This window comes from Ferrigenium straubiae, from assembly GCF_051257895.1.
Classification (GTDB): domain Bacteria; phylum Pseudomonadota; class Gammaproteobacteria; order Burkholderiales; family Gallionellaceae; genus Gallionella; species Gallionella straubiae.
In genome coordinates this window covers 907,417-927,104 of the sequence record NZ_CP194331.1, presented here as the reverse complement: position 1 = coordinate 927,104, position 19,688 = coordinate 907,417, and the positions used below count along the sequence as shown (strand labels likewise).

27 protein-coding genes and 2 tRNA genes are annotated in these 19,688 nt (G+C 58.8%); 20 read left to right on the top strand and 9 right to left on the bottom strand.

Annotation, left to right across the window (positions count from 1 at the left end):
• Positions 1–184 precede the first annotated feature (184 nt).
• Both ACRRNM_RS04360 and ACRRNM_RS04355 read left to right on the top strand, forming a co-directional pair.
• Positions 185–658, top strand: coding sequence for a DUF4124 domain-containing protein (locus ACRRNM_RS04360; RefSeq protein WP_435627016.1), 474 nt, complete (start codon positions 185–187; stop codon positions 656–658).
• A gap of 162 nt (positions 659–820) precedes the next feature.
• Entirely contained in the window at positions 821–1,009 is a 189-nt protein-coding gene (locus ACRRNM_RS04355; protein ID WP_435627015.1) for a hypothetical protein, read from the top strand.
• A gap of 200 nt (positions 1,010–1,209) precedes the next feature.
• Here the strand turns inward: ACRRNM_RS04355 and ACRRNM_RS04350 are convergent, their stop codons facing one another.
• Positions 1,210–1,563 (bottom strand): hypothetical protein, encoded by a 354-nt coding sequence (locus ACRRNM_RS04350; RefSeq protein WP_435627014.1) that lies wholly within the window; start codon positions 1,561–1,563, stop codon positions 1,210–1,212.
• A gap of 15 nt (positions 1,564–1,578) precedes the next feature.
• On the opposite strand from ACRRNM_RS04350, the gene ACRRNM_RS04345 reads away from it, so the two are divergent.
• The 8 genes from ACRRNM_RS04345 to dnaB all read left to right on the top strand — a co-directional run bounded on the left by ACRRNM_RS04345 (position 1,579) and on the right by dnaB (position 7,251).
• Positions 1,579–1,782, top strand: a complete 204-nt coding sequence (locus ACRRNM_RS04345; protein ID WP_435627013.1) for a hypothetical protein — start codon at positions 1,579–1,581, stop codon at positions 1,780–1,782.
• A 293-nt stretch (positions 1,783–2,075) separates the two neighbouring features.
• Positions 2,076–3,314, top strand: coding sequence for a cation:proton antiporter (locus ACRRNM_RS04340; RefSeq protein ID WP_435627012.1), 1,239 nt, complete (start codon positions 2,076–2,078; stop codon positions 3,312–3,314).
• 92 nt (positions 3,315–3,406) lie between these two features.
• On the top strand, positions 3,407–4,183 hold the full coding sequence (locus ACRRNM_RS04335; protein ID WP_435627011.1) for a TrmH family RNA methyltransferase: 777 nt from the start codon (positions 3,407–3,409) through the stop codon (positions 4,181–4,183).
• A 154-nt stretch (positions 4,184–4,337) separates the two neighbouring features.
• Positions 4,338–4,721, top strand: a complete 384-nt coding sequence (gene rpsF, locus ACRRNM_RS04330; protein ID WP_435627010.1) for a 30S ribosomal protein S6 — start codon at positions 4,338–4,340, stop codon at positions 4,719–4,721.
• A gap of 2 nt (positions 4,722–4,723) precedes the next feature.
• On the top strand, positions 4,724–5,020 hold the full coding sequence (gene priB / locus ACRRNM_RS04325) for a primosomal replication protein N (RefSeq protein WP_435627009.1): 297 nt from the start codon (positions 4,724–4,726) through the stop codon (positions 5,018–5,020).
• A 9-nt stretch (positions 5,021–5,029) separates the two neighbouring features.
• On the top strand, positions 5,030–5,302 hold the full coding sequence (gene rpsR / locus ACRRNM_RS04320; RefSeq protein WP_435627008.1) for a 30S ribosomal protein S18: 273 nt from the start codon (positions 5,030–5,032) through the stop codon (positions 5,300–5,302).
• A gap of 11 nt (positions 5,303–5,313) precedes the next feature.
• The gene (rplI, locus tag ACRRNM_RS04315; protein WP_435627007.1) at positions 5,314–5,763 is read left to right on the top strand and encodes a 50S ribosomal protein L9; all 450 of its coding nucleotides are present in this window, start codon (positions 5,314–5,316) and stop codon (positions 5,761–5,763) included.
• Between the two features lie 105 nt (positions 5,764–5,868).
• Positions 5,869–7,251: a replicative DNA helicase gene (dnaB, locus tag ACRRNM_RS04310; RefSeq protein ID WP_435627006.1), complete on the top strand. Its 1,383-nt coding sequence runs from the start codon at positions 5,869–5,871 to the stop codon at positions 7,249–7,251.
• 21 nt (positions 7,252–7,272) lie between these two features.
• On the opposite strand, the gene tpx is transcribed toward dnaB, so the two are convergent.
• Complete coding sequence (gene tpx / locus ACRRNM_RS04305) at positions 7,273–7,782, bottom strand: thiol peroxidase (RefSeq protein WP_435627005.1); 510 nt, start codon at positions 7,780–7,782, stop codon at positions 7,273–7,275.
• 260 nt (positions 7,783–8,042) lie between these two features.
• Between tpx and ACRRNM_RS04300 the strand changes: the two genes are divergently transcribed.
• The 10 genes from ACRRNM_RS04300 (at position 8,043) to ACRRNM_RS04255 (ending at position 15,616) form a co-directional block, all read left to right on the top strand.
• Positions 8,043–8,119 (top strand) — tRNA-Val (locus ACRRNM_RS04300).
• A 47-nt stretch (positions 8,120–8,166) separates the two neighbouring features.
• Positions 8,167–10,080, top strand: a complete 1,914-nt coding sequence (gene thrS / locus ACRRNM_RS04295; protein ID WP_435627004.1) for a threonine--tRNA ligase — start codon at positions 8,167–8,169, stop codon at positions 10,078–10,080.
• A gap of 24 nt (positions 10,081–10,104) precedes the next feature.
• Positions 10,105–10,629: a translation initiation factor IF-3 gene (gene infC / locus ACRRNM_RS04290; protein WP_435628636.1), complete on the top strand. Its 525-nt coding sequence runs from the start codon at positions 10,105–10,107 to the stop codon at positions 10,627–10,629.
• 133 nt (positions 10,630–10,762) lie between these two features.
• A complete protein-coding gene (rpmI, locus tag ACRRNM_RS04285; protein WP_435627003.1) occupies positions 10,763–10,960 on the top strand; it encodes a 50S ribosomal protein L35 in 198 nt (65 codons plus the stop codon).
• A 10-nt stretch (positions 10,961–10,970) separates the two neighbouring features.
• A complete protein-coding gene (gene rplT, locus ACRRNM_RS04280) occupies positions 10,971–11,330 on the top strand; it encodes a 50S ribosomal protein L20 (RefSeq protein WP_435627002.1) in 360 nt (119 codons plus the stop codon).
• Positions 11,331–11,408: 78 nt separating this feature from the next.
• A complete protein-coding gene (pheS, locus tag ACRRNM_RS04275) occupies positions 11,409–12,392 on the top strand; it encodes a phenylalanine--tRNA ligase subunit alpha (RefSeq protein ID WP_435627001.1) in 984 nt (327 codons plus the stop codon).
• Positions 12,393–12,402: 10 nt separating this feature from the next.
• A complete protein-coding gene (gene pheT / locus ACRRNM_RS04270; protein ID WP_435627000.1) occupies positions 12,403–14,829 on the top strand; it encodes a phenylalanine--tRNA ligase subunit beta in 2,427 nt (808 codons plus the stop codon).
• 9 nt (positions 14,830–14,838) lie between these two features.
• Entirely contained in the window at positions 14,839–15,150 is a 312-nt protein-coding gene (locus ACRRNM_RS04265) for an integration host factor subunit alpha (RefSeq protein ID WP_435626999.1), read from the top strand.
• Complete coding sequence (locus ACRRNM_RS04260) at positions 15,131–15,496, top strand: MerR family transcriptional regulator (protein ID WP_435626998.1); 366 nt, start codon at positions 15,131–15,133, stop codon at positions 15,494–15,496. Before ACRRNM_RS04265 ends, ACRRNM_RS04260 begins: the two co-directional genes overlap by 20 nt.
• 43 nt (positions 15,497–15,539) lie before the next feature.
• Positions 15,540–15,616 (top strand) — tRNA-Pro (locus tag ACRRNM_RS04255).
• 14 nt (positions 15,617–15,630) lie between these two features.
• On the opposite strand, the gene ACRRNM_RS04250 is transcribed toward ACRRNM_RS04255, so the two are convergent.
• From ACRRNM_RS04250 to ACRRNM_RS04220, 7 genes are all read right to left on the bottom strand, one after another.
• Positions 15,631–16,617, bottom strand: a complete 987-nt coding sequence (locus ACRRNM_RS04250) for a tyrosine-type recombinase/integrase (RefSeq protein ID WP_435626997.1) — start codon at positions 16,615–16,617, stop codon at positions 15,631–15,633.
• 163 nt (positions 16,618–16,780) lie between these two features.
• Positions 16,781–17,293, bottom strand: a complete 513-nt coding sequence (locus ACRRNM_RS04245; RefSeq protein WP_435628635.1) for a DNA-methyltransferase — start codon at positions 17,291–17,293, stop codon at positions 16,781–16,783.
• A gap of 60 nt (positions 17,294–17,353) precedes the next feature.
• The gene (locus ACRRNM_RS04240; protein ID WP_435626996.1) at positions 17,354–17,518 is read right to left on the bottom strand and encodes a hypothetical protein; all 165 of its coding nucleotides are present in this window, start codon (positions 17,516–17,518) and stop codon (positions 17,354–17,356) included.
• Positions 17,490–17,678, bottom strand: a complete 189-nt coding sequence (locus ACRRNM_RS04235; protein ID WP_435626995.1) for a Com family DNA-binding transcriptional regulator — start codon at positions 17,676–17,678, stop codon at positions 17,490–17,492. The genes ACRRNM_RS04240 and ACRRNM_RS04235 overlap by 29 nt, the downstream gene beginning before the upstream one ends.
• A 147-nt stretch (positions 17,679–17,825) precedes the next feature.
• Complete coding sequence (locus tag ACRRNM_RS04230) at positions 17,826–18,242, bottom strand: hypothetical protein (RefSeq protein ID WP_435626994.1); 417 nt, start codon at positions 18,240–18,242, stop codon at positions 17,826–17,828.
• 13 nt (positions 18,243–18,255) lie between these two features.
• Positions 18,256–19,446, bottom strand: a complete 1,191-nt coding sequence (locus ACRRNM_RS04225) for a hypothetical protein (RefSeq protein WP_435626993.1) — start codon at positions 19,444–19,446, stop codon at positions 18,256–18,258.
• Entirely contained in the window at positions 19,439–19,651 is a 213-nt protein-coding gene (locus tag ACRRNM_RS04220; protein ID WP_435626992.1) for a hypothetical protein, read from the bottom strand. The genes ACRRNM_RS04225 and ACRRNM_RS04220 overlap by 8 nt, the downstream gene beginning before the upstream one ends.
• Positions 19,652–19,688: the final 37 nt, after the last annotated feature.

Here is a 19,688-nt window from a genome sequence, read left to right as displayed (position 1 = left end):
CGGTCGGTGTATCGATGCCCGGCAGGATGCCGGAGCCGCAAGTTTATCAATCGCACCAATCCATGTCCATTGCGGGCAGACCGTGCTTCCTGTGCGGCCGCAATCCCCTGTGCTAGACTTAGACGCAAACGGCGCAGGGGATGAGGCCTGCTGAAATGACTCCTGAACCACGAGGGCGATCGCGATGAAAAAAATTCTGCTGACTCTGCTGGTGCTGGCCAGTGCAAACGCTTTTGCCGGGCTCAGCAAATGGGTGGACGCAAACGGTAAGGTGCATTATTCCGACGAGCCTCCGCCTCCCAACGTGAAGGTGGAGAAATTGCGCCTTCCTTCGGCGGCTGAGGCCCCCGTGAGCACAAGCGGCGTGGCTGCCACGAGCGCGCCCGCCGGGCCCAAGACCATCGCGGAACGCGAGGCGGAAATGAAAAAGGCACAGCAGGCGAAGAAGGAAGCCGCCGACAAGGCTGCCAAGGAGCAGGCCAGGGTAGACGCAGAGAAAGTCAACTGTGCCGCCGCCCAACAGAACCTGCGCGTCCTGCAGGAGGGGATGCGCCTGGTCGAGATCGACGCCAAAGGCGAACGCTCCTACCTGGACGACAACCAGCGCCGCCAGCGCATCGAAAAAGCCCAGCAGGACATCAATACCTACTGCAAATGACCAGGCCGGGCGATCCGGCCCCTTCACAAACATAAGTTTCCTGCACAGACCTAGTTCACCCCTCCAGTCAATAGGCCGGAATATATAGGCATTTCGGCATATAGGTATCTTCCGGTTACGGTGGTAGATTTCTCGCCACGAAATCTAACCAAGGAGCCGCCGATGAACACCGAAACCATCGCAAAGCCAGTAGAAATCAAATCATTCAGCTTGCAGGCCGAAATTATTCGGCAGATACAGGTCAACAATGGGCAGACTCCTTGCTATGCCACATCCAACAGCAATTACTGCGACAAGAAGGAGTGCGGCTGGCGTCATGACTGCTTCGATGATGTCGGCGAAGCAGAGTGACCGTAGCTTACTTTTTTGGATGTGCGGCGATCAAATAGCCAGACTCTGACCGGACACTACTGAGTCGAAAGCAGAAATTAAAGATGTCTGTCCAGAATAAGGAAGCGCTGAATAATCCCTCCGTTCGTGGCGAGCCCTTCGGCATTGCTCAGGATAGGCATATGGAACCATGAACGGAAGATGGCGCACGATCAGCGTGACTAATTCGAGTCATTTAAAATGCTGATATTGTTGACGATAATCGAACTGTTGCAGCTCTGTGCCGAGCGCCTGTTGCAGGTTTCACGTTCCTGCGCATCATCGCTGCAGCCATAAGTTCCCGTACCGGTCGATGCGGGCAAACATCGCCATTCGCCCCGCAAACCCGAAGGTCTCAAGACCGAAATCCTCGCCTCAAGGCGCGCATGCTGCAAGCCGGATGCCGCACCATCGCCGACACCTGCAATCGCCGCTTTGCCGCTTTCCGCCGGATCAGCGTGGAAAAAAACTGTGTCCACTACATCCTGTAACGTCACAACTACGAGATTCAGATCCTGCGCCGCAAGCTCAAGCATGCCAAACCGAAGCTCGTGGCACGCAACCTCATCTGGGCCATCGACCTCACCGGCAAGACCGATGCACATGGCAAGCTGCACTCCCTGTTGGGGATCATCGACCACGGCAGCAGGGCGTTACTTCACTTGCAGGCCCTGCATGACAAGACCTCGCGTACCCTGATCGCCAGCATTGGCCAAGCCATCTGCGCCTGCGGCAAACGCGATGTCACGCGCTAAAAGCGCGAAATGGGAAGATGAATGATGCAGCGATAAATATAACGAACGAAAGACAGATTGGCGAGGCGAATTAGAGCAGTAAAAACCGACAGGAGATGCGAAAAAATGGAAAAATCGACTCAAGGAAACGAACGGCGGGCACGCGGACGGGGCAGAAATTTTATTTCTGCGCCATTATACTGCCCAGGCACCCGGGACGCTAATGCCCCGATGGGATAAACCATCGAAAAGCCGATGGGATTGCGCCGGGATAAGCGCGCCTGTTCTTCTGGCGCTTGCATTGAAAGATCATAATGGAAACCTCAGCCTCACTTGAATTGGCCAAGCATGTCCTGCTGGTGTTCGGCATCGTCCTCGCCGTGGGAACCTTCTCCGGCCTGCTGGCCCGATTGGTTCGGGTGCCCGACGTGGTGGTGTTCCTGCTGGTAGGTATGCTGCTCGGCCCCAGCGTCTTGGGGCTGGTGGACATCAAGGCCGATTCCGCGATCAATCAATTGATCCTGATCTTCGGCGCCAGCTACATCCTGTTCGACGGCGGCGCGACGATCCGCCTCAAGGTGCTGAAGGAGGTATGGATCACCATCGTGGTGATCGCTACCGTCGGCGTGCTGATCACTGGCGCCATCACCGGCGCAGCGGCCTATTATTTCCTCGGTGTTCCCGTCATCGTCGCGCTGCTGCTCGGTGCCGTGCTCGCTTCCACAGATCCGGCGACGCTGGTGCCGGTGTTCAAGCAGGTCAGGATCAGGGAGCGCGTCGCGCAGACGGTGATGAGCGAGTCTGCCTTCAACGACGCGATGGGCGCCATCCTCACTTTTACGATATTGGGTATTGCGATGGGTGCGGGCGAATTCTCGGCGGGCGATGCGCTCATCGACCTGCTCAAGCAATCGCTGCTGGGCATCATGATCGGCGGAATGCTGGGTTACATGGCGGCCTTCTTTATCGCGCATGAAAAATTCGGTTTCCTCGCCGAATATGCGCCGGTGGTCACCCTGATGGCGGTGATCGGCGCCTACATGGGTGCGGACGGCATGCATGCCAGCGGCTTCATGGCGGTGTTCGTGTTCGGCATCATGCTCGGCAACCAGGAATCCTTCGGTTTCGAGCGCGTCAAGCATGACGAGGCCATCCTCGAGGATTTCATCATGACCACCGCGCTGATCATGCGCATGTTTATCTTCATCCTGCTCGGCGCGCAGGTGGATTTCGGCCTGATGAACCAGTACCTGCTTGCAGGCGGAGCGGTGGTGGCGGTGTTTATGCTGGTCGCGCGTCCGGCGACGGTGTTCCTGTGTACCCTGCCGGATCGCCGCGCCAAGTGGAGCCTCAGGGAGATGCTGTTCATGTGCTGGACCCGCGAGACCGGCGTGATCCCCGGTGCGCTGGCCGGCATGCTGGTCGGTATGAAAGCGCCCGGCGCGCAGATCATCGCCTCGGTGACCTTCATCGCCATCCTCGTGACCATTCTGATCCAGGCCACCACCACCAAGTGGCTGGCGAAGAAACTGGATTTACTGGCGGAAGACTAGCGCTGCCTTCTTTGGCTGCCGCTTGGGCGGCGCGCAATGCGGTTATGTTATGCTCCGTCCATCTCCGATGGTTGATCGGATATTGACGCAGCATGAAAACGATCCAGTCCCGCGACAATCCCTTTTTCAAGGAACTCTCCAGGCTTGCCGGTTCGGCGCGGCAACGCGGCAAGGCCGGGCAGACCCTGCTGGACGGCGCGCATCTGCTGGCGGCGTATCTGGATGCCGGGAAACAGCCGCAGCACATTCTGCTGAATGCGGCCGCGTTGCACGATGCGGAAATAGCGGCGTTGCTCGAACGCGCTGCAGGCATACCGGTGACGCAGCTGGACGACAGGCTGTTCGCGGAACTCAGCGAACTGAAAACGCCGACCGGCATCCTCACCGTGATCGATCTGCCGCATCCGGCGGGAACGGCGGCCGACAGCCGCCTTGCATTGATGCTGGAGGATATCCAGGATCCCGGCAATCTCGGCTCGATGCTGCGCTCGGCGGCGGCAGCGGGCTGCGATGCGGTGTTTCTCTCCAAAGGCTGCGCCGATGCATGGTCGCCGAAGGTGCTGCGCGCCGCGATGGGCGGGCATTTTGCGCTGGATATCCATGAGCGGCAGGATTTGCCGGAGGTGGCCAAGGCATTCCGTGGTGCGCTGCTGGCGGCCAGTCTGCAGGCCACGCACAGCCTGTATGACTGCGATTTGCGCGGCAAGGTGGCGTTCCTGGTCGGCAACGAAGGGGCAGGGCTGTCTGGCGGCTTGCTGAGACTCGCCACGCAGACCATTGCCATCCCGATGCCCGGTAGGGTCGAGTCGCTGAACGCCGCGGCGGCTACGGCGATCTGTCTGTTCGAGGCGGTGCGGCAACGCATGTAGCATCACCTCGTTCCGGTATGCCATAAATCCCCAAAATCCTTGACGCATAAGCCTATTCCGCTATAATGCGCGCCCTTGTGAGGCTGATAGGCAGCTTCGCATACCTTGCTCCACCGTTACGCATGGCGGGGGGCTTTAACCATAAGGAGATGTAATGCGTCATTACGAAATCGTATTTATCGTGCATCCCGATCAGAGCGAGCAGGTGCCCGCGATGATCGAACGCTACCGCACGCTGGTCACTTCCAAGAGCGGCCAGATTCACCGCCTGGAAGACTGGGGCCGCCGCCAACTGGCTTACCCGATCCAGAAAATCCACAAGGCACACTACGTGCTGATGAACATCGAATGCAACCAGGAAACCCTGGATGAGTTGGAGCATGCCTTCCGCTTCAACGACGCGGTGCTGCGCCACCTGACCGTCAAGACCAAGGCTGCCGTCACCGAGCCGTCTGCGATGATGAAGGAAGAGAAATCCCGTTCCGTGCCGGTCGAAGGCGCCGCTGCGCCGCAGGCTGAAGAAGGCGCGGCAGCGTAGGCTTGGCGCGTAACCAGGTTGTCATCAGCGGTGAGCTGATCGCGCTGGAAAGCATGCGGTATACCCCGGCCGGGGTGGCGAGAGTGGCGCTGACATTGAGCCACAGCTCGCAACAGCCCGAAGCGGATGGAATGCGGCAGGTGCGGTGCGAAGTGAATGCGCTGGCGTTTGCCGGAGTGGCCGAAAAGGCCGCGAAGTTCGCAGTAGGGCAGACCGTGAAGGTACGTGGCTTCCTGGCGCAGCAAAGCATCCGCAGCCGGCAACTGGTTTTGCATATCAATGACATAATTTTGGAATAAGGAAATATCATGGCTCGTATAGACAAGAAGAAGGATGACAAGAACAAGCGTTCTTCCCGCAACAATCTGTTCAAACGCCGCAAGTTTTGCCGCTTCACGGTCGAGAAAATCGCCGAGGTGGACTACAAGGACGTGAATATCCTCAAGGAATTCATCTCCGAAAACGGCAAGCTGATCCCGGCGCGCATCACTGGCACCAAGACTCGCTATCAGCGCCAACTGAGCACTGCCGTGAAGCGCGCGCGCTTCCTGGCCTTGCTGCCCTACACCGATCTGCACTAAGGAGCGAAGTCATGCAAGTAATTTTGATGGAAAAAGTGACCAACGTCGGCCAACTGGGCGATGTGGTCAAGGTCAGGAACGGCTTTGCCCGCAATTTTCTGATCCCCCAAGGCAAGGCCAAGCGCGCGACCGCAGCCAACATGGCCGAGTTCGAAACGCGCCGCGCCGAGATCGAGGCGGCCGAGAAGGCCAGGCTGGCGGAAGCGCAGGCGCGCGGTGAAAAGCTCGCCGGCCTGACGGTGCAGATCGTGCAAAAGGCCGGCGTGGACGGCAAGCTGTTCGGTTCGGTCACCAATGCCGACATCGTGGTGGTACTGGCTGCACAGGGCTTCGAGATCGAGAAGGCGCAGGTGCGCATGCCCACCGGCCATCTCAAGACCATCGGCGACCATCCGGTCAGCATTGCGCTGCACACCGATGTGGTCGTTGACATCACCGTCTCGGTGCTCGGCGAACAGTAATCCGCCTTTGCATCAAGGCGATACGGAAAAGGACTGGCGACAGTCCTTTTTTGTTTCCATCAGAGTAAAATATCTTCCGCTTACACCTCGGGCGCAATCTGCCAAATGAACAATTTCTCCGCTGCCGACGCACAACTCGACCAGATCAAACTGCCGCCGCATTCCGTGGAAGCCGAGCAGTCGGTGCTGGGTGGCCTGCTGCTCGAGGCGAGCGCGCTGGACAAGATTGCCGACCTGATGACCGACGACGATTTCTATCGTCACGAGCACCGCCTGATCTACCGCCAGATCGTACGCCTGAGCGAGATGGCCAAGCCGGTGGACGTGATTACCGTCGCCGAGGCGCTGGAGATCGCCGGTGAGCTGGACAAGGTCGGCGGCCTGCCGTACCTGGGCAGCCTGGCGCAGAACGTGCCGTCGGCAGCCAACATCCGCCGCTACGGCGAGATCGTGCGCGAGCGTTCCATCATGCGCAAGCTGGTGGAGGTCGGCACCGATATTTCCAGCAGCGCCTACAGCCCGGCCGGACGCGACGCCGCGCAACTGCTCGACGAGGCGGAAAGCAAGGTGTTCGAGATTGCCGAGGCGGGGTCGCGCGGCAAGCAGGGGTTCATGTCCATGCCGCCGTTGCTGACCCAGGTGGTGGAGCGCATCGAGACGCTCTACGGGCGCGACAACCAGAGCGACGTAACCGGTACGGCCACCGGTTTCACCGATCTGGATCGCATGACATCTGGCTTGCAGCCGGGCGATTTGATCATCGTGGCGGGGCGCCCGAGTATGGGCAAGACCGCCTTCTCCATCAATATCGCCGAGAACGTCGCGCTGGACGGCAAGCTGCCGGTGGCGATCTTCAGTATGGAAATGGGCGCATCGCAACTGGCGATGCGTATGCTCGGTTCGGTCGGCAAGCTCAACCAGCATGACCTGCGCACGGGCCGCCTGCAGGACGACGACTGGGGGCGGCTGACCCATGCGCTCGGCAGGCTCAACGACGCGCCGGTTTACATCGACGAAAGCGCCGCGCTGTCAGCCCTCGAAGTGCGCGCGCGGGCGCGCCGCCTGCACCGCCAGAACAACGGGCTGGGCCTGATCGTACTGGACTACCTGCAACTGATGAGTTCGCCCGGCAACAAGGCGAGCGAGAATCGCGCCACGGAAATCTCGGAAATTTCCCGTTCCCTGAAGTCGCTGGCGAAGGAATTGCATGTGCCGGTGATCGCGCTGTCGCAGTTGAACCGCAGCCTGGAGCAGCGCCCCAACAAACGCCCGGTGATGTCCGATCTGCGCGAATCGGGCGCTATCGAACAGGATGCCGACCTGATCCTCTTCATCTATCGCGACGAAGTCTACAACAGCGATTCCCCCGACAAGGGCAAGGCCGAGATCATCATCGGCAAGCAGCGTAACGGCCCGATCGGTAAGGTGGAACTCGCGTTCCGCGGCGAATACACGCGCTTCGACAACCTGGCTTCCGGCGGCTATTGAGCCGCCGGAAGCCAGCCTTACTCAACAGACCAACAGTGCTGCCAGTGCCGCGTCGTAATTCGGCTCATTCTTGATCTCGCCGACCAGTTCGGTGTAACGCACCACGTTGCTTTCGTCCAGCACGATTACCGCACGGGCCGCCAGCCCGGCCAGCACGCCGCTCGCGATCGCCACGCCGTAGTTGCGCAAAAACTCCCGGCCGCGCATCACGGACAGGTTGACCACGTTGTCCAGCCCTTCGCTGGAGCAGAAGCGCGACATGGCGAACGGCAGGTCGGCGGAGATGTTGATCACCACAACATTGTTCTGCATGCTCGCGGCCTGGTTGAAGCGGCGTGCGGAAGCCTGGCAGGTCGGCGTGTCCAGGCTCGGCACGATGTTCAGCACCTTGCGCTTGTTGCCGAAGCTGGCCAGGGTGATGTCCTGCAAATCCTTGTTCACCAGCGAGAAGGCCGGCGCGGCTTGTCCTGTTTTGGGGAAGTTGCCGTTCAGTTGTACGGGGTTGCCGCCGAGGGTAGTGCTGTGTGTCATGTTGTTCTCCAAGATTGAAATAAATGGCGTGATGCCGCGGGTTGTAAATTTTTTTCCCGCTTGCAGCTTAAATCGGGTTTGGGCCGGAAAACCCTGACGTGCGTCAACTAAATTGCGTTAAGTTCGAAGTGCGGCCATTCAGGTTGCGGGCAATTTAAGGCAATGCATCCTTTGTAGCTTCCCGTGGCAATCCGCCTTCATGGTTGCGCGCGATTTCCGTTTGTAGCCTGCAACGCTTTCGGATACAATGCGACCCCATTAGGCGCGTAGCTCAGCTGGTTAGAGCACTACCTTGACATGGTAGGGGTCGTTGGTTCGAGTCCAATCGTGCCTACCAACATTTCGAGTGCGGCGTTGCCGCACTTTGTATTTCCGGGAACCGATATGCCAGTCATCACCTTGCCGGACGGTTCGCAGCGCAGTTTTGCGCAACCCGTCACCGTCGCCGACGTTGCGTCCAGCATCGGCGCGGGTCTGGCGCGTGCCGCACTCGCGGGCAAGGTGGATGGCAAGGTGGTGGATACCTCGCATCTGATTGAGCAGGATGCCGCGCTCGCGATCGTCACCGACAAGGATGCGGACGGCGTGGAGATCATCCGTCATTCCACCGCGCACCTGCTGGCGCATGCGGTGAAGGAGCTGTTTCCCGATACGCAGGTGACCATCGGGCCGGTCATCGAGAACGGCTTCTATTACGATTTTTCCTACAAGCGCCCGTTTACGCCGGAAGACTTGGCGGCCATCGAGAAGCGCATGGGCGAGATCGCCAAACTGGATTTGCCCGTGGCGCGCCGCGTGCTGCCGCGCGACGAGGCGGTGGCGTACTTCAAGCATATCGGCGAGCAGTACAAGGCCGAGATCATAGCGTCGATCCCGGCAGACCAGGACGTGTCGCTGTACAGCGAGGGCGAATTCACCGACCTGTGCCGCGGCCCGCATGTGCCATCCACCGGCAAGCTGAAGGCCTTCAAGCTGATGAAGCTCGCGGGCGCCTACTGGCGCGGCGACTCGAAAAACGAGATGTTGCAGCGCATCTACGGCACGGCTTGGGCAAAGAAGGAAGAGCTGGACGCCTACTTGCACCAGATCGAGGAAGCCGAGAAGCGCGACCACCGCAAGCTCGGCAAGCAACTCGAACTGTTTCACATGCAGGATTCATCGCCCGGCATGGTGTTCTGGCATCCCAAGGGCTGGACGCTGTGGCAGGAAGTCGAGCAATACATGCGCCGCAAGTTCCGTGAGCACGGCTATCAGGAAGTGCGCACGCCGACCATCATGGATCGTACCCTGTGGGAGAAATCCGGCCACTGGGAAAACTACCGCGACAACATGTTCACCACCTGCTCGGAGAACCGCGATTATGCGGTGAAGCCGATGAACTGCCCGGGGCATGTGCAGATTTTCAACCACGGGTTGCACAGCTACCGCGACCTGCCGCTGCGCCTCGCAGAATTCGGCTCCTGTCACCGCAACGAGACTTCCGGTTCGCTGCACGGCCTGATGCGCGTGCGCGGCTTCACTCAGGACGATGCGCATATTTTCTGCACCGAAGACCAGGTGCAGTCCGAGGTGTCGAACTTCATCGTGATGCTCAACGAGGTATACCGCGATTTCGGCTTCAACGAGGTGCTGGTCAAGCTGTCCACCCGCCCGGAGAAACGCGTCGGCTCCGACGAGACCTGGGACAGGGCCGAGGCCGGCCTCGCGTCGGCGCTGCAGCAGAACGGACTGGAGTATGAAGTGCAGCCCGGCGAGGGTGCGTTCTATGGCCCCAAGGTCGAATTCACGCTGAAGGACAGCCTCGGCCGCCTGTGGCAGTGCGGCACGATCCAGCTGGATTTCAACCTGCCGGTGCGGCTGGACGCGGAGTTTGTCGACGAGGACAACAGCCGCAAGCCGCCGGTGATGCTGCACCGCGCGATCCTCGGTTCGATGGAGCGCTTTATCGGCATCCTGATCGAGCACCATGCCGGGGCGTTCCCGCTGTGGCTGGCGCCGGTGCAGGCGGTGCTGATGAATATCTCGCAGGCGCAGGAGGAATATGTGCTGCAAGTGGCTCAAGTGTTGCGCGAAGCCGGACTGCGCGTGCAACTGGATTTGCGCAACGAGAAGATTACCTATAAAATACGCGAGCATAGCTTGCAGAAATTGCCTTATCAGCTGGTTGTCGGCGATAAGGAAGTGGCTGGAAAACTGGTGGCCGTGCGCGCCCGCAGTGGTGAGGATCTCGGACAGATGACGCTGGAAGCATTGCTTCAGCGCTTAAAGACCGAGGCAAAAGCGGGAAGCACGGCTTAGTATTGTCCAATTGGAGATATTGCGATAGCACAAGAAAAAACGCAGCGCACCAACGAGATGATTACCGCACCGCAGGTGCGGCTCATTGGTGTCGAAAAAGAGCCCCTCGGGATCGTGACCATCGCGGAGGCGTTGCGTCTGGCGGATGAAGCAGAGCTGGATTTGGTGGAGATATCGCCATTGGCGGAGCCGCCGGTGTGTCGCATCATGGATATCGGCAAATTCAAGTATGCCGAAAGCAAGAAGCAGCACGAGGCCAAGCTTAAGCAAAAACAGGTCCAGATCAAGGAGATCAAGTTTCGCCCGGGTACGGACGAGGGCGACTACAACATCAAATTGCGCAATCTGGTCAAGTTTCTGGAAGACGGTAACAAGACCAAAATTACACTACGCTTTCGTGGTCGTGAAATGGCCCACCAGGAAATCGGTATGCGTTTGATTCAGCGCGTCCGGGATGATCTGGAAGAGCATAGTGTGGTCGAGCAGTTTCCCAAGATGGAAGGCCGGCAGATGGTGATGGTGTTGTCGCCCAAGGCCAAGAAGAAGTAGACGAATTCAGTTGTCTCGACAGCAAGGGGATGGTCGAGGTGATGTAACAAATAGTTCCCCGACAAAAAGTGGTGTATGGGTTATCAAGCTTTTCCACCGGAAAACACCTGGCATCATAATTTAAGGAGCAACCATGCCCAAGATGAAAACCAAAAGCGGGGCGGCCAAGCGGTTCAAGATCCGCGCCGGTGGCAGCGTCAAACGCTCACAAGCGTTCAAGCGCCACATCCTGACCAAGAAAACCACCAAGAATAAGCGTCAGCTGCGTGGCACTGCCGAAGTCCACTCAACCAACACAGCATCGGTTCGCGCCATGTTGCCTTACGCATAAGGAGTAGATCATGCCAAGAGTAAAACGTGGAGTAGTCGCGCGCGCCAGCCACAAGAAAGTATTGGCGCAAGCCAAGGGATATCGCGGTCGCCGCAAGAACGTCTACCGTATCGCCAAACAGGCGGTGATGAAGGCCGGGCAATATGCCTACCGTGACCGCCGCCAGAAGAAACGCCAGTTCCGCACCCTGTGGATCGCGCGTATCAATGCGGCAGCACGCGAGATGGGCCTGACCTACAGCGTGTTCATGAACGGGCTGAAGAAGGCCGACATCCAGGTCGACCGCAAGGTGCTGTCGGACATCGCCGTGTTCGACAAGCCGGCGTTTGCGCAATTCGTGGCGCAAGCCAAAGCCAGCCTCGGCGTTTAAGCGCAAGCTTGAAAAACAAAGGAGGCGGTAAGCCTCCTTTTTTGTTTGTGGCATTCCCTTTGGGTAGTGGTGTTATAGATGCAAGAGCTTCAACAAATTCTCGATCAGGCCCTGCAGCAGTTCGCCGCAATCGGTGATGAAACCGAACTGGAGCAGGTCAAGGCAAAATACCTGGGCAAGGAGGGTAGCCTGACTGCCTTGCTCAAAGGCTTGGGCAAGCTGTCGGCGGAAGAGCGCCCTGCCGCAGGCGCACGTATCAACCAGGTCAAGCAAAGTATCGAAGCCGCTCTGCAGCAGCGTCGCGATGCGTTGCAGCAAAACAAACTGGAGCAGAAGCTGGCGGCGGAAGCGCTGGACGTGACCTTGCCCGGGCGCGGCCTGGACACGGGCGGTTTGCATCCGGTGACGCGCACGCTGGAACGCATCGAGCAGCTGTTTCACTCGCTGGGCTTCGCCACTGCGTCCGGCCCGGAAATCGAGCGCGATTTCTACAACTTCACCGCGCTGAATATCCCGGAAAACCATCCGGCGCGCGCGATGCATGATACCTTCTACATTGATCCGCAGCATGTGCTGCGCACCCACACCTCGCCGGTGCAGGTGCGTTACATGGAAGCGCATCAGCCTCCGCTGAAGATCATTTCTTCCGGACGCGTCTACCGCGTTGATTCCGACGCCACCCATTCGCCGATGTTCCATCAGGTCGAGGGCCTGTGGGTTGATGATGAGATCAACTTCGCCAATCTCAAGGGCGTGGTGCAGGATTTCCTGCAGCGCTTCTTCGAGCGCGACGATTTGCGGGTGCGCTTCCGCCCTTCGTTTTTTCCGTTCACCGAGCCATCGGCTGAAATGGATATGAGCTGGAACGGCGGCTGGCTGGAAATCGGTGGCTGCGGCATGGTGCACCCCAACGTGCTGAAGCACGTCAATATCGACAGCGAAAAATATCTCGGCTTCGCATTCGGCCTCGGCGTGGAACGCCTGGCGATGCTGCGCTACGGCGTGAACGACCTGCGCCTGTTCTACGAGAGCGACCTGCGCTTTCTCAAGCAATTCAACTGAGCATATAGCGATGAAATTTTCCGAAAACTGGTTGAGAACCTGGGTCAATCCGGCGCTGTCCAGCGATGAGCTGGCGCATCTGCTGACCATGGCCGGGCTGGAAGTCGAGGCGCTGGAAGCCGTTGCGCCTGCGTTCAACAACGTGGTGGTCGCCGAAGTGCTGGAAGTGGTCAAGCATCCCAATGCGGATCGCCTGAACGTGTGCCAGGTGAACGTCGGCGAGGCGCAGCCGCTGACCATCGTGTGCGGTGCGGCGAATGTCGCGGTTGGCGTAAAGGTGCCGTGCGCGCGCATCGGCGCGACCCTGCCAGGCGATTTCAACATCAAGCAGGCCAAGGTGCGCAACGTCGAATCGTTCGGCATGCTGTGTTCCGCGAAGGAACTCGGCCTGGCCGAGGAAAGCAATGGGCTGTGGCTGTTGCCCGGCGATGCGCCGGTGGGCAAGACGCTGCGCGAATACCTGGAACTGGACGACAAGCTGTTCACGCTCAAGCTCACGCCGAACCGCAGCGACTGCTCCGGCATGGCCGGCATCGCGCGCGAAGTTGCGGCGCTGACCGGCAGCCCGCTCAAGCAACTGGGAATTAAGGCTCAGCCGGTCGTGTTGTCCGAGCAATTGCCGGTCAAGGTGCTCGATGCTCAGGCCTGCCCGCTGTATTGCGGCCGCATCGTGCGTGGCGTGAATGCCGCCGCGTCGACGCCGACCTGGATGCTGCGCCGCCTGGAGCGCAGCGGCTTGCGCGGCATCAGCGCGGTGGTGGACATCACCAACTACGTGATGCTGGAGATGGGCCAGCCCATGCACGCCTTCGATCTCGCGAAGCTTTCCGGCGGCATCACGGTGCGCCGCGCGCGCGACGGCGAGGAACTGACCCTGCTCAACGAACAGACCGTGAGGCTCGACGCGGAAGTACTGGTCATTGCCGACGAGGTGCGAGCCTTGGCGCTGGCGGGCATCATGGGCGGGCAGGGCAGCGGCGTGGAAACTGCGACGCAGGATGTATTCCTCGAAAGCGCCTTTTTCCATCCCGACACGATCGCCGGCAGGGCGCGCCGCTTCGGGCTGGCGACCGATTCCTCGTTCCGCTTCGAGCGCGGCGTGGATTTCGCGGCGACGCGCCAGGCCATGGAGCGCGCCACGCAACTGTTGCTGGAAATCTGCGGCGGTAGCGCCGGGCCTGTCGGCGAAGTGCGCGGGGAACTGCCGAAGCGCATGCCGATTGCGCTGCGCCGTTCGCGCGTCTCGCGCGTGCTCGGCATTGAACTGGACAACGCAGAGATCGCCACCCTGCTGAAGCGCCTGCAATTCGAGTTCACGACAAACGGCCCTCTCCCCAACCCTCTCCCGCAAGCGGGAGAGGGGGCGATCGCCGCCTCTGCGAGGCCTTCATCAGACGACGATTATCGCGTGACCCCGCCGAGCTTCCGTTTCGACCTCTCCATCGAGGCCGACCTGATCGAAGAACTCGCGCGTGTGCACGGCTACGACAACATTCCCGCGCTGGCGCCGCAGGCCGCGCTGTCCATGCTGCCCTACAGCGAGTCGCAGCGTCCGCTGGCGCGCATCCAGCAGATACTCGTCTCGCGCGACTACCAGGAAATCGTCAGTTACGCGTTTGTCGAAGAGCAGGCCGAACGCGAGCTGTGCGGCAATGCCGATCCAGTCGCGCTGCAAAATCCGATTGCGAGCAACATGGCGGTGATGCGCAGCAGCCTGATCGTCGGCCTGATCGGCGCATTGCGCTACAACCTGAACCGCAAGCAGGGGAGGGTGCGCCTGTTCGAGACTGGCGCGTGCTTTGCCAAACGGAATGACGAGTACGTGCAGAGCCTGCGCTTGTCGGCCATTGCCTACGGCACCACGCATCCCGAACAATGGAGTGCAGCCGCGAAACCGGTAGATTTCTACGACGTGAAGGCGGATGTCGAGGCGCTGTTCGCGCCCCAAGCCTTGCGCTTCGTTGCGGCAGTCCACCCGGCCCTGCATCCGGGGCGCTCCGCGCAGATTTATTGCGGTGATGAGGCGATCGGCTGGATCGGCGAGCTGCACCCGCAATGGCAGCAGCAATACGACATGGCGCAGCCCGCCGTATGGTTCGAAGTCGAACTCGGTGCGCTGACACAAGCCAATGTGCCGCGCATGAGCGAAATCGCCAAATTCCTGCCGGTACGGCGCGATCTGGCGGTGCTGACGGACGAGGCGGTTGCCGTGCAGACCTTGCTGGACGCCATGCAGCAGGCTAACGCGCCCTATGTCCAGGAAATTGCGCTGTTCGACGTGTATCGCGGCAAGGGCGTGGAGCAAGGCAAAAAAAGCCTTGCATTCCGTGTGTTATTACAAGATACTCAAAAGACGCTGACAGATTCGGAAATCGAACAGAGCGTCGCGCTGCTGGTGGATGTGATGCAACGGCACGGCGCGCAGCTGCGTATGTAAGGGAGAGAAATGACAACGACGTTAACCAAGGCCGAACTGGCCGATTTGCTGTTCGAAAAAGTAGGGCTCAACAAACGCGAAGCCAAGGACATGGTGGAGGCATTCTTCGAAGAAATCCGCGCACAACTGGAGAAGGGCGAGAGCGTCAAGCTGTCCGGCTTCGGCAACTTCCAGTTGCGTGACAAACCGCAGCGCCCCGGACGCAACCCCAAAACCGGCGAGGAAATTCCGATTACCGCGCGGCGCGTGGTGACGTTCCACCCCAGCCAGAAACTGAAGACCATGGTGGAAAAGTCCTATCATGGAAAACCACAAACCTAGTTCCGAACTCCCGCCAATTCCCGCCAAGCGCTACTTCACCATCGGTGAAGTCAGCGAATTGTGCGGGGTCAAGGCGCATGTGCTGCGCTACTGGGAACAGGAATTCACCCAGCTCAAACCGGTCAAGCGCAGCGGCAACCGTCGCTACTACCAGCACCATGAAGTGCTGCTGATCCGGCGCATCCGCGAGCTGCTGTACGAGCAGGGTTTCACCATCAGCGGCGCACGCAACCGCCTGGATCATCCCGGTGAGGTTCAACCGCAGGTTGCTGAGCCTGCGGCCGGAATGAACGTCGCCGCATTGCGCCACGAGATTCGCGAGATTCTTGCGCTGTTGAACGCGTAAAAACGCTTCATGATTCATCCCGCTCTGCTATAATCCGCGCCCTCGGGGCGTAGCGCAGCCTGGTAGCGTACTTGCATGGGGTGCAAGTGGTCGGAGGTTCAAATCCTCTCGCCCCGACCAGTTAAATCAGTAAGTTACGTAATATTTTCATTTTTTTGTGGCGTATTTGTGGCGGTGCCACAGAACGTCGCGTCAATTTTCCCGCGTTCCTTGCTCTTGTCTGCACCATCTATCCACTTGGAATAGACGGTGAGAACCATATTCATATTCACATGACCTAGCTGCCGCGCTACCCACATTGGATTGGCGCCGGCCATGAGATTCAAGGTGGCATAGGTGTGGCGTGTCTGATAGAAGGTGCGCTGTCTGATACCAAGCGCGTTAAGCGTGGGATTCCAGTAGGCACGACGAATCGGCCGCTCCTCGGTATATGGCTCTCCAGTTACCGGGTTCTCGAACACATAACCACCTTTTTTAAAAGTATGTGCCTTTTGATGTGAAAGTGCAGCCTTGGCACGAGCATTAAGCTCGACATCGCGAACCTTGAATGTCTTCGTTTCATGTTCTTCTCCAAACGTTCGGGCACGCTCGACCCTGGCGAGGCCACGCCGGTGGTCTATGTCTTTCCACTGCAGGGATATGACCTCACTTGGGCGCATGCCGGTAAAGATAGAAAATTCAATCAGGTTGGCGACTTGGTCGTCATACTTCCAGCGTAGGTATTTGACGATGCTATCAACCTCTTCCGCTTCAAGAGGATCCGGAGGCTCCTTCTGAACCTTGGCATTCTTGATCCGGCCCGCGGGATTATTTTCGATAATCCCATCGAGGTAGGCCATTTCCATGACACCGCGCAATGGAATAAGCATATTGTTTCGATTTTTTGCTTTCCAGCCTTGAGCATTTGCAAGTGCAGCTATGGTGGAATAGGTGATGTTGTCGATCTGCTCTGCGCAGAGCCTCTCTAGCCAGAATTCAAGTGCTTGGGTGTATTTTTTCAAGGTGCCAGAAGACAGGTGGCTGGATGCCGCTAACCAGCGCTTGGACATATCCTGGAATGTAGGTATTTGCGATGGGATAGGAGCGCCCTTGGCTACCCTTGAGGTAGGGAAGTGCGCCACGAATTGTTCCTGCGTGTACATTCCTAGCGAAATTGCACGCTCAATAGTAAAGCGGCTTTGATTTTCGGACAGATAGCGTTTGATTTCAGGACGGGAATTAAAGCATAAATCGCTTGATTTCAGGATACAAATAAACCGCCTTCACAGGCGGTTTATTTTCCACTTAACCACCCTTCAGACGATCTACGGCCACCTGGTAGTAATACTCGCACACCTCGATGCCGGTGAATTCCTTGCCTTGACCGAGGGCGGCAAGGCCGGTGGTGCCGGAACCCATGAACGGGTCGAGGATGCGCTGGCCGCAGGCGCTGACCAGTTCCTCCATCAAGGGGAGCGGCTTCCCGACCTGGTGATACTTGCCGCCTGCCAACGGAGGGACGCGGAACAGGCCTGGGGAGTATTTGTCACCATTCAACGCCCCCTTGCTGCCCCAGCAGAAGAACTCCGTTTGGGCGCGAAAGCCGCCCTTGTAGGGACGCGCGCTACCGGTCTTGTCCCATACGCCAACCCCGCGCCAGGTGAATCCGGCCGCCTGGATCGCATCGGTCGTTACCGGGAGCTGCCGCCAGTCGGTAAATGCGATCATCAGGCCACCGTCGGCCAGCTTGTCGTAGCACAAGGCCATCCAGAGGGCAGACCAGTGCAGATAGGAGCGCTGATCCTTGGTGTCGCCCAGAAAGTCCGGGTACTTACTCGAACCGTTCAGGTACTTCGAGCCGGTGCCGCGCGCCCGGTCTCACTTGGACTGGCCACCGCTCGAATACGGCGGATCGGTCACGATGGCGTCAAACTGGCCGGGCAGGTTTGGAATAATTGCTAGGCAGTCGCCCCGGTACAGATCGGCACCGGCCAATTGAACGTGGTTCGAATTGTTAAAGAGCTGCTGTTCCTTGCTTGTCATGGAGCGTTTCCTTTCGGATTGACGCTCCATGGCGTTCTGGTTTGGGGCTCTCGGCCCTCAACTGGTTAAGCGTCCCGCAGCGGGGGCACTTGATTTCTAGTTTCGAGTAGCTGGCCTTGGCCAGCAGCTTGCTGCATTTACCGCATCGTATGGTTTCCACTTAACTAATCCGCGTGATAGCCTCGAACCGCTGTGTGCACAGCACGGTGCCGAGGCCAAACGCAGGCTCATTCTGCGGAAGGTGGCCGTTACTGGTGTTCCAGCACCTGCAACGGTCGCACCGTCTTTTTTTACCAGCGCGAGTACATCATGCTGGCCATATCAGGTTTGGCAGTTCTGCAATCACTTCGGCCTTCGTAGGCATGGGGCGCTGTCCGGATTGCACGGCATTCATGATTGCGTATGCCACTGCCCAAGTATTGTCGCGCGCCTCGACGCAATACTGCCCCTCCGCCTTGAATGTCGGCACCAAGCTGGTCGCGTAGGTGCAGGCCGACAGGATGCCATCGTAGCCGCGCGTCTTGGCAAAGTCGTCCAGCCGCTTCTGAATATCGATGGTGAAGCCAGCAATGACCTGCTCGGTGGTAGGCGGTGGAGGCCAGCTCCCTGTAACTTCAAGCCAGTCAGCATCAATAGCAGCTTGCAGCAGTTCTTCCTGTGACGGATCAGTGCTGTCGTAGCCATATATTTTGTTTGCATCAGTCGGATTTTGAAAGTAGCGCATGCTTAATCCTTATTTAACGAAGTTCATACCAATTATGAGCACCTGCACCACCGCCAGCATTACCTATTGAGTAGGTTGCACCAGGCGGAACCAATACCATCAGCCCAGAATTAGTGCCGGCAGGCGTTGCGCATGAATTTACAACCGCAACTCCATTAACTATTCCCTGCAGCGTATTGCCACTCGATGTAATAATTGCCAAGACAGATACGGCCATAGTCTTTCCGGTGGTGTTTATGTAAGCAGTCCCCATTACACGGCTCGCACTTACGTTCTGCCAGGACTGGTTCACTCCGATTCGTCCGCCCGAGTACTCCAACTGCGCGGATCCTCCAGTGAGGATCCATCGGTTACCAGATGCGCTGTTCATCAGTCTGACGCTATCTCCTGGATTGAGCGTAAATGATGTGATTCCGGACGAATTACCGTAAAACAAATTCGCTCCGGAACGATTGATCGTTACTACGTTTCCAGCTGTTAGATATGACTCGATCTCGATCACCGAGCCAGGAGGGCAAGTAGACGAGTCAGGAATGGTGACAGTAAAACCGGCACCGCCGTAGCACAGGCATGCCTTACCGACATCTGCACTCGTCAGCACGGTGGCAGCATTAATGTCTACGCTGCCTTGCATATTGCCGAGCGCCCGCTGCAAGGCTTCCATCGTTGCCAGTCGCTTGCTGGTGTCGAACTGCGGAATGCCGTTCACCAGGTCGATCTTCCCGGCCAGCGCCCAGGCCGGTGCCGCCCCATCCGCCGCATTCGGCGCGTACCAGAATTCCTTCACGCCGCCGACGTCCGTCCATTTTTCCAGCCAGCAGATGTCCGCCACGTCGCGTCCGGCCCACACGCCGGTGACTGGGTCGATGTTGCAGTTGTAGGCAATGCCGTACTCGATGCCTCCGACCGTGGCGGCGTTGGGGATGTCGCCCAGCTCGCGCACGCGCGCACCTCCGGCCGGAGTCAAAGTTCGCAGCACCCCGGCGGAGCCTTCCTTCAAGGGGAACAGCGCTAACAGTGCCTGTTTGAGCTGGGTGTTGTCACCCTTGTTCAGCGCGATCTGCGCTAACTCGATAACGTTGGTATTTTCCTCCTGGAGGGCATTCAGCCATTCCGGCGTGACCTCCGTCCCCGGCCTGTTCGTCGCCGGGTCTTCGTTCACGAAAGTGTGATTGACGTGTCCGGCCCCATCAATTTTATGCATAGCTTCCTCCTGTTCCTGTGATGTCTTCGAACCACAGGCGCACGTGCGCCTGTTTGAATGCATTGAGCGCGTCCCACAGCGGCCTGGGGTTTACCACCGAGCGGTAGTAGCGCACGCGCAGCACATAGCGGCTGCGCGTCCCCCATAGTTGCTGCCCAGCCTTGCTGCCAGCCCGGAATGGGCCGAGCAGGTGATCGACTTGCACCAGCGGCACCGGGAAATTCAGTCCAGGTGCCGCATGG

Coding starts and splice junctions, on each gene's coding strand:
- ACRRNM_RS04360 (WP_435627016.1), top strand. CDS start 185: ATGAAAAAAATTCTGCTGACTCTGCTGGTGCTGGCCAGTGCAAACGCT.
- ACRRNM_RS04355 (WP_435627015.1), top strand. CDS start 821: ATGAACACCGAAACCATCGCAAAGCCAGTAGAAATCAAATCATTCAGC.
- ACRRNM_RS04350 (WP_435627014.1), bottom strand. CDS start 1,563: ATGCTTGAGCTTGCGGCGCAGGATCTGAATCTCGTAGTTGTGACGTTA.
- ACRRNM_RS04340 (WP_435627012.1), top strand. CDS start 2,076: ATGGAAACCTCAGCCTCACTTGAATTGGCCAAGCATGTCCTGCTGGTG.
- ACRRNM_RS04335 (WP_435627011.1), top strand. CDS start 3,407: ATGAAAACGATCCAGTCCCGCGACAATCCCTTTTTCAAGGAACTCTCC.
- rpsF (WP_435627010.1), top strand. CDS start 4,338: ATGCGTCATTACGAAATCGTATTTATCGTGCATCCCGATCAGAGCGAG.
- rpsR (WP_435627008.1), top strand. CDS start 5,030: ATGGCTCGTATAGACAAGAAGAAGGATGACAAGAACAAGCGTTCTTCC.
- rplI (WP_435627007.1), top strand. CDS start 5,314: ATGCAAGTAATTTTGATGGAAAAAGTGACCAACGTCGGCCAACTGGGC.
- dnaB (WP_435627006.1), top strand. CDS start 5,869: ATGAACAATTTCTCCGCTGCCGACGCACAACTCGACCAGATCAAACTG.
- tpx (WP_435627005.1), bottom strand. CDS start 7,782: ATGACACACAGCACTACCCTCGGCGGCAACCCCGTACAACTGAACGGC.
- thrS (WP_435627004.1), top strand. CDS start 8,167: ATGCCAGTCATCACCTTGCCGGACGGTTCGCAGCGCAGTTTTGCGCAA.
- rpmI (WP_435627003.1), top strand. CDS start 10,763: ATGCCCAAGATGAAAACCAAAAGCGGGGCGGCCAAGCGGTTCAAGATC.
- rplT (WP_435627002.1), top strand. CDS start 10,971: ATGCCAAGAGTAAAACGTGGAGTAGTCGCGCGCGCCAGCCACAAGAAA.
- pheS (WP_435627001.1), top strand. CDS start 11,409: ATGCAAGAGCTTCAACAAATTCTCGATCAGGCCCTGCAGCAGTTCGCC.
- pheT (WP_435627000.1), top strand. CDS start 12,403: ATGAAATTTTCCGAAAACTGGTTGAGAACCTGGGTCAATCCGGCGCTG.
- ACRRNM_RS04265 (WP_435626999.1), top strand. CDS start 14,839: ATGACAACGACGTTAACCAAGGCCGAACTGGCCGATTTGCTGTTCGAA.
- ACRRNM_RS04260 (WP_435626998.1), top strand. CDS start 15,131: ATGGAAAACCACAAACCTAGTTCCGAACTCCCGCCAATTCCCGCCAAG.
- ACRRNM_RS04240 (WP_435626996.1), bottom strand. CDS start 17,518: ATGACAAGCAAGGAACAGCAGCTCTTTAACAATTCGAACCACGTTCAA.
- ACRRNM_RS04230 (WP_435626994.1), bottom strand. CDS start 18,242: ATGCGCTACTTTCAAAATCCGACTGATGCAAACAAAATATATGGCTAC.
- ACRRNM_RS04225 (WP_435626993.1), bottom strand. CDS start 19,446: ATGCATAAAATTGATGGGGCCGGACACGTCAATCACACTTTCGTGAAC.